16 protein-coding genes and 1 pseudogene are annotated in these 14,493 nt (G+C 62.4%); 10 read left to right on the forward strand and 7 right to left on the reverse strand.

Going from position 1 to position 14,493, the window contains the following annotated elements:
- Window positions 1–205: 205 nt before the first annotated feature.
- The gene (locus DIE11_RS36655; protein ID WP_185633877.1) at window positions 206–727 is read right to left on the reverse strand and encodes a hypothetical protein; all 522 of its coding nucleotides are present in this window, start codon (window positions 725–727) and stop codon (window positions 206–208) included.
- Window positions 728–751: 24 nt separating this feature from the next.
- Between DIE11_RS36655 and DIE11_RS35430 the strand changes: the two genes are divergently transcribed.
- Window positions 752–1,060 (forward strand): hypothetical protein, encoded by a 309-nt coding sequence (locus DIE11_RS35430; protein WP_170296452.1) that lies wholly within the window; start codon window positions 752–754, stop codon window positions 1,058–1,060.
- Between the two features lie 120 nt (window positions 1,061–1,180).
- Here DIE11_RS35430 and DIE11_RS35435 read toward each other — a convergent pair whose 3' ends face one another.
- Window positions 1,181–1,555, reverse strand: coding sequence for a DUF3564 family protein (locus tag DIE11_RS35435; protein ID WP_124629801.1), 375 nt, complete (start codon window positions 1,553–1,555; stop codon window positions 1,181–1,183).
- 70 nt (window positions 1,556–1,625) lie between these two features.
- Window positions 1,626–1,955: a c-type cytochrome gene (locus DIE11_RS35440; RefSeq protein WP_409364598.1), complete on the reverse strand. Its 330-nt coding sequence runs from the start codon at window positions 1,953–1,955 to the stop codon at window positions 1,626–1,628.
- 226 nt (window positions 1,956–2,181) lie between these two features.
- On the opposite strand from DIE11_RS35440, the gene DIE11_RS35445 reads away from it, so the two are divergent.
- Window positions 2,182–2,403 (forward strand): DUF3562 domain-containing protein, encoded by a 222-nt coding sequence (locus DIE11_RS35445; RefSeq protein ID WP_124629802.1) that lies wholly within the window; start codon window positions 2,182–2,184, stop codon window positions 2,401–2,403.
- A 14-nt stretch (window positions 2,404–2,417) separates the two neighbouring features.
- On the opposite strand, the gene DIE11_RS35450 is transcribed toward DIE11_RS35445, so the two are convergent.
- Window positions 2,418–3,200: a helix-turn-helix domain-containing protein gene (locus tag DIE11_RS35450; protein WP_124629803.1), complete on the reverse strand. Its 783-nt coding sequence runs from the start codon at window positions 3,198–3,200 to the stop codon at window positions 2,418–2,420.
- 401 nt (window positions 3,201–3,601) lie between these two features.
- A complete protein-coding gene (locus DIE11_RS37330) occupies window positions 3,602–3,946 on the reverse strand; it encodes an oleate hydratase (protein WP_260437249.1) in 345 nt (114 codons plus the stop codon).
- An 89-nt stretch (window positions 3,947–4,035) separates the two neighbouring features.
- On the opposite strand from DIE11_RS37330, the gene DIE11_RS35465 reads away from it, so the two are divergent.
- Window positions 4,036–4,755 carry a Bax inhibitor-1/YccA family protein gene (locus DIE11_RS35465; RefSeq protein ID WP_124629806.1) on the forward strand — a complete coding sequence of 240 codons (720 nt, stop codon included), beginning with the start codon at window positions 4,036–4,038 and terminating at the stop codon, window positions 4,753–4,755.
- A 114-nt stretch (window positions 4,756–4,869) separates the two neighbouring features.
- Here the strand turns inward: DIE11_RS35465 and DIE11_RS35470 are convergent, their stop codons facing one another.
- Window positions 4,870–5,049 carry a hypothetical protein gene (locus DIE11_RS35470; RefSeq protein WP_059599499.1) on the reverse strand — a complete coding sequence of 60 codons (180 nt, stop codon included), beginning with the start codon at window positions 5,047–5,049 and terminating at the stop codon, window positions 4,870–4,872.
- Between the two features lie 334 nt (window positions 5,050–5,383).
- On the opposite strand from DIE11_RS35470, the gene DIE11_RS35475 reads away from it, so the two are divergent.
- From DIE11_RS35475 to DIE11_RS36660, 5 genes and pseudogenes are all read left to right on the forward strand, one after another.
- Complete coding sequence (locus tag DIE11_RS35475; RefSeq protein WP_124629807.1) at window positions 5,384–6,037, forward strand: response regulator transcription factor; 654 nt, start codon at window positions 5,384–5,386, stop codon at window positions 6,035–6,037.
- Between the two features lie 470 nt (window positions 6,038–6,507).
- Window positions 6,508–6,729, forward strand: coding sequence for a hypothetical protein (locus DIE11_RS35480; RefSeq protein WP_059599497.1), 222 nt, complete (start codon window positions 6,508–6,510; stop codon window positions 6,727–6,729).
- 129 nt (window positions 6,730–6,858) lie between these two features.
- A pseudogene (locus DIE11_RS37470) lies at window positions 6,859–6,970 on the forward strand (Crp/Fnr family transcriptional regulator); the annotation flags it as partial.
- 201 nt (window positions 6,971–7,171) lie between these two features.
- Entirely contained in the window at window positions 7,172–9,709 is a 2,538-nt protein-coding gene (mgtA, locus tag DIE11_RS35490) for a magnesium-translocating P-type ATPase (RefSeq protein WP_124629808.1), read from the forward strand.
- Between the two features lie 53 nt (window positions 9,710–9,762).
- On the forward strand, window positions 9,763–9,933 hold the full coding sequence (locus DIE11_RS36660) for a hypothetical protein (RefSeq protein ID WP_185633878.1): 171 nt from the start codon (window positions 9,763–9,765) through the stop codon (window positions 9,931–9,933).
- An 89-nt stretch (window positions 9,934–10,022) separates the two neighbouring features.
- On the opposite strand, the gene DIE11_RS35500 is transcribed toward DIE11_RS36660, so the two are convergent.
- The gene (locus DIE11_RS35500; protein WP_124629809.1) at window positions 10,023–10,226 is read right to left on the reverse strand and encodes a hypothetical protein; all 204 of its coding nucleotides are present in this window, start codon (window positions 10,224–10,226) and stop codon (window positions 10,023–10,025) included.
- A 373-nt stretch (window positions 10,227–10,599) separates the two neighbouring features.
- Between DIE11_RS35500 and DIE11_RS35505 the strand changes: the two genes are divergently transcribed.
- The gene (locus DIE11_RS35505) at window positions 10,600–11,052 is read left to right on the forward strand and encodes a type II toxin-antitoxin system HicB family antitoxin (RefSeq protein WP_059599494.1); all 453 of its coding nucleotides are present in this window, start codon (window positions 10,600–10,602) and stop codon (window positions 11,050–11,052) included.
- A gap of 61 nt (window positions 11,053–11,113) precedes the next feature.
- Window positions 11,114–14,452 carry a hypothetical protein gene (locus DIE11_RS35510; RefSeq protein WP_260437250.1) on the forward strand — a complete coding sequence of 1,113 codons (3,339 nt, stop codon included), beginning with the start codon at window positions 11,114–11,116 and terminating at the stop codon, window positions 14,450–14,452.
- Window positions 14,453–14,493: the final 41 nt, after the last annotated feature.

Genomic DNA, 14,493 nt, shown 5'->3' on the forward strand with positions numbered 1-14,493 from the left:
TTTGTGCCATCACGTGATCGAGTGGCATTTGAGGCGGGGTGTAAGTTGAAGGCCGAAGACGACTCGAGAGGCTTGCCTGGTTGGCTGGGCATTGACCCGGGTTGGACCGCCCGCCTGACCTTGTCGGCTGGAGTTGGTAGTTCGAATCTCATTACCCGACCGTTTATTGAAGCCCGCAAGGTGAAAGCCTCGCGGGCTTTTTCGTTTACGTGTCCCATCCGCGTGAGGTGCGTCTATGCCCGCCCGACCGATGAAGCCCTGCAAGCACCGGGGTTGCGGTGCGCTTGTTGCGGATGGTAAGTCGCACTGCGATCAGCATGCGCACGAGGCCGTCAAGTGGAAGCCCGACGCGGTGCGCGGTAATCGGCATGCGCGGGGATACGGAAGTGCGTGGGAAAAGATCAGATTGCGCATATTGCGTCGCGACTGCGGTCGCGCACCGATCGGGCCTGCGGCTGTTGCCGGCGCGGATCGCCGATGCCGGCACCGTCTCCAGAGGAACGAGCCGGCGGCGGGTTGCCGCCGCGCTGCCGGCCGGCTGGATGCTCGGCACCGACTTCGCGAGACCGGCGCGGGTTGGCGGACAGCGTGCGGCGATGTCCGTCGCTTGACTCATATCAACGATGCAAACCCAGCGCCACGGAAGATGGATGCACGAAATCGGGCATTGCGAACGCACCACACTGAAGATGAAGAACCGGCTCTCGCCGTCAATCGGTGCGATCAACAGGAGCGGAACATGGGAATCGGGATGCAGATCGCCTACTTCGGCTTCGCCGGGTCGGCTCGGCTGGAGGCGGAAGCGAGCATCCAGCTGATGCGCCTCGAGCCGTTCTGTACGCAACTGGCCGGCTGCCATCTCGCGATCGAGGCCATGGGCATGTCGGCCCGCGAGCCGACGTATGACGTACGACTCGATCTGATCACCCGCAACGGGGAATTCCGTCCCGTTCCGCATATGACGGGCGCGGATCCCTTGGACGCGCTGCAGCGGGCGTTCGATCTTGCGGAGTGGCAGCTCGCCGGGACCGCCGCTGAAACCCACGAGAACCCGCGCTGACACGTTCCGCGCATCGGACGCGATTCGCCGTGGCACGACGCTTCGGCCCGCCGCGGTTCGCCTGGCGCGAGTCGATCCGCCAGGGCGACGGGGGCGGCGCAGCCGGCGCCGCTGGTCCGGCTAATCTTCTTCGTCGCCCGTGAATATCTCGTGCTCCGGGATCTCCGCCGTATCGTCGACACACTGCACCCGCCATTCGCCAGGCACGGGCGCCTGCCGGGCATCGCGCAGCCAGCGCGCGATGCCGGCCTGGCCTTCGAACAGCGCGGACGGTGTGTCGAGGCCGAAATCGTCGAGCCAGCACAGGGCGCCGGCGTTGTCGGGGCCCGTCATCAGGGTGGCGCTGCCGTCGCGGACGAGCGTCCCCCACGCGGGCAGGTCCATCCCCGCATGACCTTCGCGCGACCAGCGGCCCATGGCCGTGTCGATCCAGAGAATGGCATAGGCGGAAGGGTTGTCGCAGGCGAAAGTATCGAGATGCAGGGTGATTCGCACGATGGGCTCCGAATCGATGAAGGAGGGCGGCCGCCGTCACCGGCGGCCGACGTTTTTGCTGGCTCATGACTCAGCGAGTCAACGTATGCGCGTGCCAGGAGGACAGCGAGCCGCCACGCTCGGCGGGCAGCCGCATCGCGGTGTCGCCCCAGTGCGCGCGGCCGCCCAGTCTCAGCTTGTTCGCGAGGAAGTCCTCGACACGCGGCGTGTCCCGATGCCGTTCCGCGATCTGGTGTAACGACGGTGCGAGGAACGACATGTCGGCGGTGTGGCAGAACATGCATTGATGCGGGTCGACGAGCGCGGCGGGCGCCGGCACCTGGGCGGACGCCGTCCCAACCGCGAGCCACGCGAGTGCGGGCAGGTCTCCCGGCATGCGTGTCACAGGAGCGCTCGCCATCGCGCGGTGTCCGGCAAGTTATCCAGTCTATGCGTGGTCCCAGGCCGGCGATTGACGCAAGTCAAACTCCGGAACACCCTCGCCGGCCGGCTGGATCCGCGGTCGGGGCCGCGCATCGATCCGGGGCTTGTTGACTCACGTCAAGCGCGGTGGCGCTGCCGCGCGTATCAATGGATTCAGCCAGGACGACCGTGGATGAAGGCCTTGGCCTTGCGGGAGGGCGGTGATGAACCAGGATCGGTTGTTCGCGTCGTTGGCGGCCTTGGCGCGCGACCTGTCGATTTCGGACGACGCGTTGCGACGGATGCTCGACGACGAAATCGCGACGCTGACGAAAGATGCCCGCGTGCATGATTACCTGCGGATATTCGCGATCCGTCGCCTGAGCCTGCGCATGCGGTCGCCGGACGCTGCAGGCCGGTATCCGGGGCCGAAACAGGGAGGCTAGGCGCCGGCCAGCGCTCAGACGCGCGCGAGCCCGGCCAGATCGATGATATGGATCTGCTTGCCGTGCGGCGCGATCAGTCCGTCGCGCTGGAATTTCGACAGCATTCGGCTGACCGTTTCGAGCTTGATGCCGAGGTAGCAGCCGATCTCCTCGCGCGTCATGCGCAGGTTGAAATCCGCCGACGAATAGCCGCGCGCCCTGAAGCGTTCGGACAGGTTCAGCAGGAACTCCGCGACTCGCTGTTCCGCCGACATCGTGCCAAGCAGCATCATCAGGCCCGACTCGCGCACGATCTCGCCGCTCATCATCTTGTGGAGATGGTGCTGCATCGACCGCACCTTGGCGCAAACCTTCTCCAGTTGGCCGAACGGGATGATGCAGACCGTGCTGTCCTCCAGCGCGATCGCATCGCCGTTGTGACGCCCGCTGCACACGCCGTCGAGACCGAGCGTTTCCCCGACGATCTGGAATCCGGTCACTTGCTCCTGGCCGTCGCGATGCATGACGATCGTCTTGAATGAGCCGGTGCGGACCGAATAGAGGCTCTGGAACGTATCGTGCGCGCGGAACAGCGACTCGCCCCGCTTGACCGAGCGGGTCGTACAGACGACCTCGTCGAGGATGGCCAGGTCTGCATCGTCGAGTTCCGCCGGCATGCACGCCGAACGGACCGAGCAGGTCGAGCAGTGCGCGCCGGGGTGCTTCAATCGCTCGTCCCGATCGACGGGATGAAGTGCGAGCGTCATCCCGTACGCGACGGCGGGACGGGCATTTTCGTGGGCTTGGGCGGTCGGCATGATCTGCTCCTCGTCACTCGGTCGGGTGCGGCGCCACTGCATGGATGGTGCGTCATGCAGTGGCGCGGTCGATCTGGCCGAAAAATTCGTTCCTGGTCATTTGCAGGCCGGGCACAGCTCGGAATCTGGCGATCCAGTCTGCGCGACGGCCGCGATCCGGTACGCGGAACAACAGTGCTGCGCCATTGTCGCGCGACGCTGGCGACGGCATGATCGGCGCCCGGACCTCCCTATGAATCAGTATGGTTCGCGCGCGGCCAGACCGAAATCGGCAGGGATGGAAAGTCACGTAGGGTTTGGAGAACGGCTGTAGGAGGATGCTGACAACGGCTGCGGCGGTTGAAAACCCTCGTTGGCGTCGCCCGGGGGCTCCAGCGTGGGTAAGCGCCTGCCGTCGGCTGTCAGATGCCGTCCTGGTCGTCGAACCGCGAGTGCTGCATCGCATGACGCTCGAGCGCCGCATCGTGCGGCATGGCACCGTCCCGGATCAGAAAGGCTGCCGCTGCCATCGATGCGATGCCGCCGCCGACCAGATAGAACCGGCTGCTGTCCGGATCGATGCCGGCCGCGCGTTGGCGAGCGGCTCGATCCGAATCCTGTGTGCTGCGTTGCATGGAAAAGCCCTTGGGAAGATTGGTTGAAACCTCTGTCGACGTTCGAGGACGCCGTATCGCGCTGCTGCAATTCGCAAGCGCGCGAGGCCCTGTAATGCGGGTACGGCGCCGGATGGGCTTGATGTGAGTCAAGGTGCTCGGTTGCCCGAGGGGCGAGATTGAGTATGGGCGTGGCCAGGACGAAGCACGACCGCACGACTGCGATCCGAGGAGAATCGACGATGGGAAACGACTTTCGACAGGGGGCGCGAGCAGAAGAGTCGCAGCGCGTATTGGGCGGCGACGACGTCGGCCTTCGGCAGTATGTGCGGCGCATCTACAACTATATGGCCGGGGGCCTGGCGCTGACGGGTGCCGTTGCGTACCTCGGCGCGTCAACCGGGTTTTACCGGTCGATCGCCGGAACACCCCTCTTCTGGGTGCTGCTGCTCGCACCGCTGGCGCTGGTCATGTTTCTGAGCTTCCGCATCGAGCACATCAGCTTCGGCGCGGCGCAGATCAGTTTCTGGGCCTACGCCGCGCTGGTCGGGCTCTCCCTTTCCGGCATCTTCCTCGTGTATACGGGCGAGAGCATTGCGCGCGTTTTCTTCATCAGCGCGGCCACGTTCGGTGCAACGAGCCTCTACGGCTACACGACACGGGCCGATCTCTCGCGCTTCGGCTCCTTTCTGTTCATGGGACTGATCGGCATCATCATCGCGGGGGTCGTGAATCTCTTCCTGGTTTCGTCGGCGCTGCAGTTTGTCGTTTCCGTGATCGGCGTGCTCGTGTTCACGGGACTCACCGCGTACGACACGCAACGCATCAAGCGCATCTACATAGCGGACGAAGAATACGAGATCGCCGGCAAGAAGGCGATCCTGGGGGCGCTTGCGCTCTATCTCGACTTTCTCAACCTCTTCCTGATGCTGATGCGGCTCTTTGGTAATCGCCGCAGCTAGGCGAGCGGTGGCGGCCAGGGGCAGCGGGCCGTACGACAAGCCCCGGCGGGATCACCGCCGGAGCAAACAGGCGCCGGGATGAATCTGGCCCGGCCACCCGACACCGGTCGCACATTACGTCGGTTTGGTTTGAACGTTGACGCCGCCCAACGCCTCGAGCGCGGCGAGTCGGGCATTCACCAGCTCTGCATGCAGCTTGATCGCCCGGATCAGAAATTGCACATCCTCGTTTTCGCTTTTCGAAGCAAGGTCATCAAATTCGGCCCATAGCTCATTTATCCGTTCGGTGCGCATGGCGACCTCCTTTGGCGTGTATAGATGACGTTGTACGGCAGGCTGGAATACCCTTGACGCCGTATGAACAGCATCGGCACGTGCCCGTCTTGCGTGCTGATCTGGATCAAGGGGGCGCCACTTCGGGGTATTGCTCGATATTCGGCACCGGATTCGACGGACCCCTGCCTCGCCCTAGGTGCGCGTGTCGCGGCGCTCGGTCCGTGCCGCCGGACTTTGTACGGCAGCGTGCAGACGAGACGCATTCCCGATCCCATGCTTTAAAACAAATCAGTGCCAGTAAATCGCCCGTCATCGCGGGTTGGTTCGCTTACCGAATGAATGAGTGTCTGCCATGATCAAAATGGTGATTTCGGACGCGCATGCCGTCACGCGGGCAGGTGTGCGTAGCGTCCTCGCGGAGGTTGACGACGTCGAGGTCGCCGGTGAAGCCACAGATGGCGCCGGCACGCTCGAACTCGTGAGCGCCGTGAAGCCGCGCGTGTTGTCGCTCGGATTGGCGATGTCCGGTATTCACGGGGTCGAACTCATCAGGAAAATCAAGAAGGAGCATCAGGAGGTTCGGGTGCTCGTTCTGACCGCGCAGTCCGAACAGACCCATGCGGTGCGGGCGTTCAGGGCCGGGGCTTCGGGATATCTTTCGAAGACTTGCTCGCGGTCGGACCTGATCGACGCGGTTCGAAAGCTTGCCGACGGTGGGGTATACGTGAGCACGATGGTGGGCGATCTGCTGGCGCAAGTCACCAACGGCGACAGTGAGGCGCTCGCACATCATCGCCTGACCGCGCGGGAGTTCGAGATCCTGGTCGGCCTCGCATCAGGACAATCGATTTCGCAGATGGCCGGAAGCCTGGACCTCAGCATCAAGACAGTCAGCACATACAAGTCGCGCATTCTGGAAAAACTGGACCTGAATAACGAATCAGACATGGTTCGCTTTGCGCTACGCCACCAGTTGCTGGATCTTGGTGTTGACGGAAGCCGTTAAAAGGACCGGGAATCGTCCGCGTGGAAGCGCATCGTCTCGCTACGTCGAGATGTGGAGCCGCCATGCGATGCACGATCGTTCTTGAGTTCGAAAATGGCAATGCGAGTGCGGTGAGGGGCCGCAGGTCATGCGGTTTCACGGGGCCACGGAGGAAGTGTAGCGGTCAACTCATCCCGGACGCTGCGTCAAGCTTTTCTTCCGCAAAAGCGGGCGGCAGTCCGTCGTTGAACTGATGGGGCCGTATCCGGTTGTACCGATTTCAGGAGTAATACGTCGACGAGAATTCGACTGCAGTAAACCGCAGCGATAATGACCGGCTGCCGTCCGGATGAATTGTGGCGCAAACTTTGCGCACGGGTCCCCGCCCTGAAAGAAGCCGAGAGCGACTCGGCATCTATCTGTCTGGAATCAAGGTGATGTTCCTGATTGCCCGGAGTGATAGGATGACAAAATATGAATGAAGGGCCATCATGGACGATCTCATATTCAGTACAACAACACATTGCGCACGCATTCGTGTAATGGAATCTGCTCACGGTACGTTCCGGGGATACGTGTATCTGCGCCGCGCCGCTGAAGGGCCGAACGATGATTCCCCATACCAGACTGATACTGACAGAGAGCAGTACGATCTCGCGCTGGAAGACGCCAAGATCCTCGCGCAACGTCTGCTTCGCGAACTCGAGTCCTAAGCGCAACGCCTCGCGTCGCCGGAGCATGTGGTAGAGGCCGCATCACGAGTGACGTGTGTCTGGTCAGCAATCCATCATCGAGAATCATTTTCTGGCAGCATTGCCGGAAGCAGATCCCGTGCAAATTTCGCACGCGTCCTGAAAGACGAGTTCCTGCCAAGGCGCGTCGATGCAGCGACTGTTGTTGCGCTACATCCAGGCGCTCATCACTCAAATGGCGCAGACTGTTGATTTGCACCGAATCCTGACCCTCCATGGGTCAAGATTTGGTACAAATCAACAGTCATAGATCTCCGGGAATCCATCGACAAGAACCGCAACAGGCGGGCTGCCGCTCACGGCGAACCTCGGGGCCGTGACAGACTCTTGTGCTGACGTTTGGACCTCGAGCAGTCTTCGGTTGCCTGGCGCGAACGCGCAGTTTCCGCATAAGGTGTACGCAATGGATCAGCCGGGATCTTACTTTTGGAACCAGCCTTCTGCTGCACTCCAGGCCGATTTAGCATCATCGGGTGAGGGCTTGAGCCAGTCGGAAGCACGCCAAAGGGCAGTGCGCTTCGGCCCCAATACACTGCGCTCGCGGGGTGAACGATCCCTGTTGCTACAGTATCTGAACCACTTCAGGAATCCCCTCGTAATGATCCTGCTCGCTGCCAGCGCCGTGTCGGCGCTGACTGGCGAGGTCACCGGATTCGTGGTCATTTGGGTCATCGTTCTTGTCAGCGTGACCCTGGATTTCGTTCAGGAGTATCGGGCCGGGCAGGCTGCGGAACAGCTCAAACAAACGGTTGCAGTTCGCGCAACGGTGATACGCGATGGACATCCACAGGACGTGCCGATCGCCACGCTGGTTCCTGGCGATGTGGTTCTGCTTACCGCTGGCGATCTCATGCCAGCCGATTGCCGCTTGATCGAGGCTAAGGATTTCTTTGTCAACCAGGCGTTGCTGACAGGCGAATCTTACCCAGTTGAGAAACATGCAGCCGACCTCGCTGAGCCGACGGGCGACCTCAGTCAGGCCGAAAACGCTGTCTTCATGGGAACGTCCGCCATAAGCGGGATGGCAAGGGCGATGGTGTGCCAGATTGGTTCGGATACCGCCGTTGGCAGCATCGCCGATTCGCTGGTGGAAAAGGCTCCCCCCACGGCTTTTGAGCTGGGTACGCATAGTTTTGGCATGCTGATCATGCGCCTGACCGTGCTGCTGGTGCTTTTTGTGTTTCTGGTCAATGCGCTCTTCCATCGCCCCTTCCTGGAGTCGTTTCTGTTCGCTATCGCGCTTGCGGTCGGGCTGACGCCGGAACTCCTGCCGATGGTGGTTACAGTAACGCTCTCGCGTGGCGCACTGCGCATGGCCCGGCAGCATGTCATCGTAAAGCAGCTCGCTGCGATTCATAACCTCGGCAGCATGGACGTGCTGTGCACCGACAAGACCGGCACGCTGACCGAGGCGCGCATCCATCTGGAACGGCATCTGGATGTGCAAGGGCGAGACAGCGCGCAGGTGCTGCAGTTGGCTTACCTCAATAGCTATTTTGAAACCGGCCTCAAAAGCCCCCTGGACGCCGCCATCCTTGAGCACACCGAGATCGAGGTCGGTCATTGGCGCAAGATCGACGAAGTGCCGTTCGATTTCGAGCGCAGGCGTGTGTCGGTGTTGCTCGATGATGCCCAGCAGCGGTTGCTGGTGGTAAAGGGCGCGCCGGAGGATATTCTCAGACTGTCCACACAATACGCGCGTGGAGAAGCACTGGGGACGCAACCTCTGGATGAAGCCACGCTGGCGACCATCCAGGCATTGCACGACAGTCTTGAGCGAGAAGGCTTCAAAGTGCTTGGCATCGCGTGGCGATCGGTCGCGTCGGACTGCTTGCACGCGGGTCTGAGTGACGAAACCGAGCTGATCTTCGCCGGCTTTGCGGCCTTCCTCGATCCCCCCAAGCCCAGCGCGTCCAAGGCGCTCAAGGAGTTGGCGGAAATCGGCGTGGACGTCAAGATCGTCACCGGTGACAGTGAGCTGGTCACCCGACACGTGTTTACACAACTTGGCGTACCAGTCACGGGGGTACTCACCGGCAACGAAATGCAGCAAATGGACGATACCGCGCTAGCGGTGCAGATCAAGAAGGCCAACCTGCTTTGCCGCGTCACGCCCGCGCAGAAAAACCGCGTCATCCTGAACCTGAAAGCCCAAGGACATACCGTCGGTTATCTTGGCGACGGGATCAATGACGCACCCTCGCTTCATTCCGCGGATATCGGTATTTCGGTCGATAGCGCGGTAGACGTGGCCAAGGCGGCGGCAGCGATGATCTTGCTGCGGCAAGACTTGAACGTATTGCGTGCTGGCGTCCTGGAGGGCCGACGGACCTTCGCCAACATCATGAAGTACATCATGATGGGAACGAGCTCGAATTTCGGAAACATGTTCAGCATGGCGGGCGCAACGATGTTTCTCGCCTTTTTGCCGATGCTGCCGGCGCAGATTCTCCTCAACAATCTGCTTTACGATGTTTCGGAATTGCCTATTCCGATGGATAACGTAGACGACGATTTTCTTGCTCATCCCAAGCATTGGGATACGAAGTTCATTCGAAATTTCATGTGGGTGGTCGGCCCAGTGAGCTCGGTCTTCGATTTCTTGATGTTCTTCATCATGCTGAAGGTGTTCAATGCGGGCGAGGCGCTATTTCACACGGGCTGGTTCATTGAATCGATTGCCACTCAGGTACTGGTGATATTTATCATTCGAACGCAGGGCAGTCCGTTCAAGAGTCGGCCAAGCCGTGTGTTGACAATTACCTCGCTCGCGGTCGTGTTGATCGCCGGCGCATTGCCCTTCATGCCGGTTGCAGCGCTTCTCGGCTTCGTCGCGCCCCCGCCGCAGTTCTTCCTGATTCTACTGGCAATGCTGCTCTGCTATTTGGTTGCGGTGGAATGGATTAAGCAATTGTTTTACCGATTTTTTGCGGCGCATTGATCGGGCGCAACACGACTCCGGCTTCTGGTTTTCCGATAGCCAGGGCCGTCGACATGCTGTCGCACCTCTATGCTGCCGTCTTGAGCGTCGGCGCCGAAGTCGAATCGGTCACGTCGTGCCCGGCAATTGCCAATGCCAGAACCGGGTTCAGGCTGTCCACCATCGAACTCGGAATCAGAATCGACCGAGCGCCGTTCATCGTGACGGGCGACGTGCAAAGGTAAAAAGCCGGCGTTTCGGCCGGCTTCCCGTTCCGCCTTGCTGGGGCGGCTCCCCGTTCTGTTTGAGCGCGAGGAGGTTGACTACGGAAACGTTACAGGGTCGATAGAAAACCCATGCCGAGACGTTTCCTTGCGTCGGAAATATATCGTCTGGGCGTGACGGCTTTCCACAAAAGGGGATACCGCTTTTTTCGCTGCTGACCCACGACCGGCATGCCGTCGTCGGTTGCGCGCGCTTCAGCCTGTTCTTGTTGGTTGTCCTTGTGATTCTTTTCTCGCTTCGGGTGATCTTTCATCAAACGGCTCCGTGAGGGAATCGCGTTGCGTCATGGTTCAGGTTTGTACTGCTTGAGTCGAATCAAACAGCGCAGGCGATATGGGGCGAAACGGGGGCGCAACGGCCTACGTCCATCACGACGTCCCCCTCGTCATGAAGTCCACGGCCCATCGCCAATCTGCGCGTGAAGTACCACCATGCGTCTGCACGCTTCGGCAGTCGGTACGCTGGCGTACATGGACGACGGCGTATACAGGCCAGGCGTGCGGGATCGCGTCCCTCGCGCCTCAAGCGCGATCAAACACGCCGCGCAGACTGTTCTTCAGCGTACAGATTCGTCGAGCCCCGCCATGCATGATGACTTTCGTTGCATTTTCCGTCAGGAGCGCGTCATGAAATATCCGGTCTATATCACGCGGCGCGGGAATCCTCGCTATCACGGCGCGCTTCCGGATTTTCCGGAAATCGATGTGGAGGGTGACTCGTATGACGAGTTGCTGGTGGCTGCGGCGCGACAGGTCAGGGCCTACTATGACCGTTCCGAGCGTCTTGTACCGCCGCCGACCACGGATATGTCGATATTGCAGGCGTCGGATATCGACGTGGGTGATGGAATCTGGCGGTTCTTCGATATCGACCTGACCGGCATGACCTCGAGTTCCGTGAGGATCGAGCTGTGCCTACCGAAATGCATTGTGCGCGACATCGACCTGAAGGCGAGCGCGCTGCACACGACTCGCGATGCATTCGTGTCGATGGCGTGTGCGAATGCCACCGACCGATCTGTACCGCACGTCGCGGTGCGTTTCGAACCCGACGTGAAATCGCTGTCGGAAGCGGTTTGACGGTGCGACGCTTCGGGCGTGAAGCCTGGGCGGATGGAGTGGTCATTCGGGAGAAGGGGCCTTGAAGATTCCCGTTGCGCGTGTTTCGCGACGCCGGACATCGCCATGGAGCAATGCACGGCCGATTCGCGAGGAGTTCCTCGGCGATGAACGGCTGGCGCAGCATGCGGGAATTCTGGCGCGTGCGCAGAAGGTAGTTCCCGGGGCGGCCTCTGGCCCGTCTCTGGCGACGCGGCTGAAGGACAACGCGGATCATCTGCTGAAGGCGTACCGGAACACCGTGGCCGCAGACGCGCGCGGCGAAGAAATCACGCCGGCAGCGGAGTGGCTGCTCGACAACTACTATCTCGTCGCGGAGCAGGTGCGGCAGATCCGCGACGATCTTTCCCCGCGCTATTACCGGCAACTCCCCAAGCTCGGCAACGGGCCGTTTGCCGGTTATCCGCGCGTGTTCGAGATCAACTGGTCATTCGTCGCCCACACGGACAGCCGTTTCGATCCCGATATGCTATGCCGGTTCATGCTTGCCTATCAGGCCGTGGAACCGCTGACGATCGGCGAACTGTGGGCGGTGGCGATCACGTTGCGGATCGTGCTGATCGAAAACCTGCGGCGACTCGCAGATCAGATCATCGACGACCGGCGCGCGCGGCTCGACGCCGACGCACTTGCGGATCGCCTGCTGGGCGAACGCGGACATGCGCGGGTGGAGGCCGAGCCGCTCGTCACCCGTTACGAACAGGCCGTATTGCACGATGCGTTCGCGGTGCAGCTGATTCAGCGGCTGCACGATCCCGATCCGGCCGTCGCGCCGGCACTGGCGTGGCTGCATCGGCACCTGGCGGCACGCGGCGCGACGCCGGATCAGATCGTCGCCTCCGTCAACCATCAGCAGGGCGCAGCCAGTCTGACCGTGCGCAACGTGATCACCAGCATGCGGCTGATTTCGGAAGTGGACTGGACCGTTTTGTTCGAGCGCATCAGTCTGGTCGATCAAGTGCTGCGTAATCACCCGGGCTTCGCGGAGATGGATTTCCCCACGCGTAACCTGTATCGCGACGCGGTTGAAGTGCTTGCCCGTGGCGCGCCCGTCAGCGAACTCGAGATTGCCCGCCGCGTCGTCGCCGATGCGGCGGCGCAGGGGACGCGCGGCACGCTGGCCGCCGGTGCCGTGCCGGGGCGCGAGACGGATCCAGGTTACTACCTGCTGGCGGACGGCCGCGCCGCATTCGAGGCGGAGATCGGCTATCGGCCGCCCGTTGCGTTATGGTTGCGACGCCTGACGCGCCGCGCCGGTCTCGCCGGCTATCTCGGTCGTATCGGGCTAATTGCGGCCCTGCTGCTGGCGGCCATGCTGGCGTGGCTGATTCGCATCGAGCCGCCCGGCCACTGGCTCATCTGGCTCGGCGTCGCCGGCCTGCTACCTGCGCTGGATGCCGCGGTCGCGCTCGTCAATCGCAGCGTGATGCGCGATGTCGGCGCGAAGATCCTGCCCGGCCTCGCGTTGCTTGACGGCATTCCGCCGGACCTGCGCACCCTGGTCGCGGTGCCGGTGCTGCTGACGACGAAAGCGGCGCTCGCCGAGCAGATCGAGCAACTGGAAATTCATCACCTGGCGAGCCCCGATGGCACGCTTTACTTCGCACTGCTCTCCGACTGGGTGGATGCGCCCACCCCGCACACCGACAGCGATGACGGGCTGCTGGCATTCGCGGTGGCGGGTATCGACCGGTTGAATGGCCTTTATCCGGCGGCGCCGGGGGAGAGCGAACGCTTTCTGCTGCTGCACCGCAAGCGCGTGTGGAACGACGGCGAACGCTGCTGGATGGGCTGGGAGCGCAAGCGCGGCAAGCTGCACGAGCTGAACCGGTTGCTGCGCGGGGCGTCGGACACGACGTTCGTCGCGCCGGGAGGCCAACCGCCGCGCGTGCCGCCTGACGTGCGCTACGTGATTACGCTCGATGCCGATACGCGGCTGCTGCGCGATACCGTGCGCCGCCTGGTCGGCAAGATGGCGCACCCGCTCAACCGGCCGGTATTCGACCCGGCGAGCCGGTGCATCGTCGAAGGCTACGGTGTGCTTCAGCCGCGCGTTGCGTCGTCCCTCGCGAACGGCGACGAGGGGTCGCTTTTTCAGCGCGTGTCGTCGAGCGCACACGGCATCGATCCTTACGTGTCGGCCGTGTCGGACATTTATCAGGACCTGTTCGACGAAGGCTCCTATGCGGGTAAGGGCATTTACGACGTCGATGCGTTCGAGGCGGTGCTCGCCGGCCGTGTGCCGGAGAACACGGTGCTCAGTCACGATCTGTTCGAAGGCATTTTCGCGCGGGCCGGGCTGGCGTCGGATGTCGAGGTCGTCGAAGCGTCGCCGTCGCGCTACGACGTCGCGGCGGGACGCCTGCACCGATGGGCGCGCGGCGATTGGCAACTCCTGCCATGGTTGATCTTCGGCCACGAACCGCTGACGGCGGTCGGCCGCTGGAAGATGCTGGACAACCTGCGCCGCACGCTCACGGCGCCTGCCATGCTGATCGCGCTACTGGCCGGATGGATGCAGCCGCTCCCCGTATCGCTCGGCTGGAGTGCCTTCGTGCTGGTGACGATCGCGCTGCCGTTCCTGTTGCCCGTAATGAGCGGACTGGTGCCGCGCTGGCGCCGCACGCACGTGAAGATGACCACGCGCAGCGTGCTCCATGCATGGTCGACGGAGCTGCAGTTCGCGCTGACGCGGTTCGGCCTGTCGATCGTCATGCTGCCGCAGCAGGCGTGGTCGATGGGCGACGCGATCGGGCGCACGCTGTTTCGCTTGGGGATCAGCCATCGCCACCTGCTCGAGTGGACCACGGCGGCCGAAGCCGGCGCACGCGACCGCCGGACCCTGGCGTCCACCTATCTGCAGATGCGCGGCGGGTTGACGCTCGCGCTGCTTGGCGCGGCCGCCAGTCTGATGGTGGGCTGGCGCGTCGATCGTCATGCGGGGTGGCTGACCGCCCCGTTCGCGCTAGTCTGGCTCGCGGCGCCCGCGATCGCCTACTGGTTGAGCCGCGCACCGCGGCCGGCGGGCGAGTTGGCGGTGACGCCGCACGATGCGCGTCAACTGCGGCGCGACGCGCGCCGGACCTGGCGTTATTTCGAGACGTTCGTGACGGCCGATGATCAGATGCTGCCGCTGGACAATTTCCAGGAGAACCCGAAGCCCGTTTGTGCGCACCGGACTTCGCCCACCAATATCGGGCTGTACCTGTTGTCCGTCGTCAGCGCCCGCGAGTTCGGCTGGCTTGGCACGCTGGATGCGGTGTCGCGTCTGGAGGCGACGCTCGCGACGATGCGGCTGATGTCGCGCTATCGTGGCCATTTCTACATATATGGACTGCTCCCAATAGCAAACGGAAGTTGACGGACACGGAAGTCGATTGCGTACATATATCCGGCGTCAGG

Source organism: Burkholderia sp. Bp9012 (genome assembly GCF_003853825.1).
In the GTDB taxonomy this organism is placed as follows: Bacteria; Pseudomonadota; Gammaproteobacteria; order Burkholderiales; family Burkholderiaceae; genus Burkholderia; species Burkholderia diffusa.

Excerpts from the sequence above, each read along its gene's own strand:
- DIE11_RS35430 (WP_170296452.1), top strand. The coding sequence starts at position 752 with ATGCAGATCGCCTACTTCGGCTTCGCCGGGTCGGCTCGGCTGGAGGCG.
- DIE11_RS35440 (WP_409364598.1), bottom strand. The coding sequence starts at position 1,955 with ATGGCGAGCGCTCCTGTGACACGCATGCCGGGAGACCTGCCCGCACTC.
- DIE11_RS35445 (WP_124629802.1), top strand. The coding sequence starts at position 2,182 with ATGAACCAGGATCGGTTGTTCGCGTCGTTGGCGGCCTTGGCGCGCGAC.
- DIE11_RS35450 (WP_124629803.1), bottom strand. The coding sequence starts at position 3,200 with ATGCCGACCGCCCAAGCCCACGAAAATGCCCGTCCCGCCGTCGCGTAC.
- DIE11_RS35465 (WP_124629806.1), top strand. The coding sequence starts at position 4,036 with ATGGGAAACGACTTTCGACAGGGGGCGCGAGCAGAAGAGTCGCAGCGC.
- DIE11_RS35470 (WP_059599499.1), bottom strand. The coding sequence starts at position 5,049 with ATGCGCACCGAACGGATAAATGAGCTATGGGCCGAATTTGATGACCTT.
- DIE11_RS35475 (WP_124629807.1), top strand. The coding sequence starts at position 5,384 with ATGATCAAAATGGTGATTTCGGACGCGCATGCCGTCACGCGGGCAGGT.
- DIE11_RS35480 (WP_059599497.1), top strand. The coding sequence starts at position 6,508 with ATGGACGATCTCATATTCAGTACAACAACACATTGCGCACGCATTCGT.
- mgtA (WP_124629808.1), top strand. The coding sequence starts at position 7,172 with ATGGATCAGCCGGGATCTTACTTTTGGAACCAGCCTTCTGCTGCACTC.
- DIE11_RS36660 (WP_185633878.1), top strand. The coding sequence starts at position 9,763 with ATGCTGTCGCACCTCTATGCTGCCGTCTTGAGCGTCGGCGCCGAAGTC.
- DIE11_RS35500 (WP_124629809.1), bottom strand. The coding sequence starts at position 10,226 with ATGAAAGATCACCCGAAGCGAGAAAAGAATCACAAGGACAACCAACAA.
- DIE11_RS35505 (WP_059599494.1), top strand. The coding sequence starts at position 10,600 with ATGAAATATCCGGTCTATATCACGCGGCGCGGGAATCCTCGCTATCAC.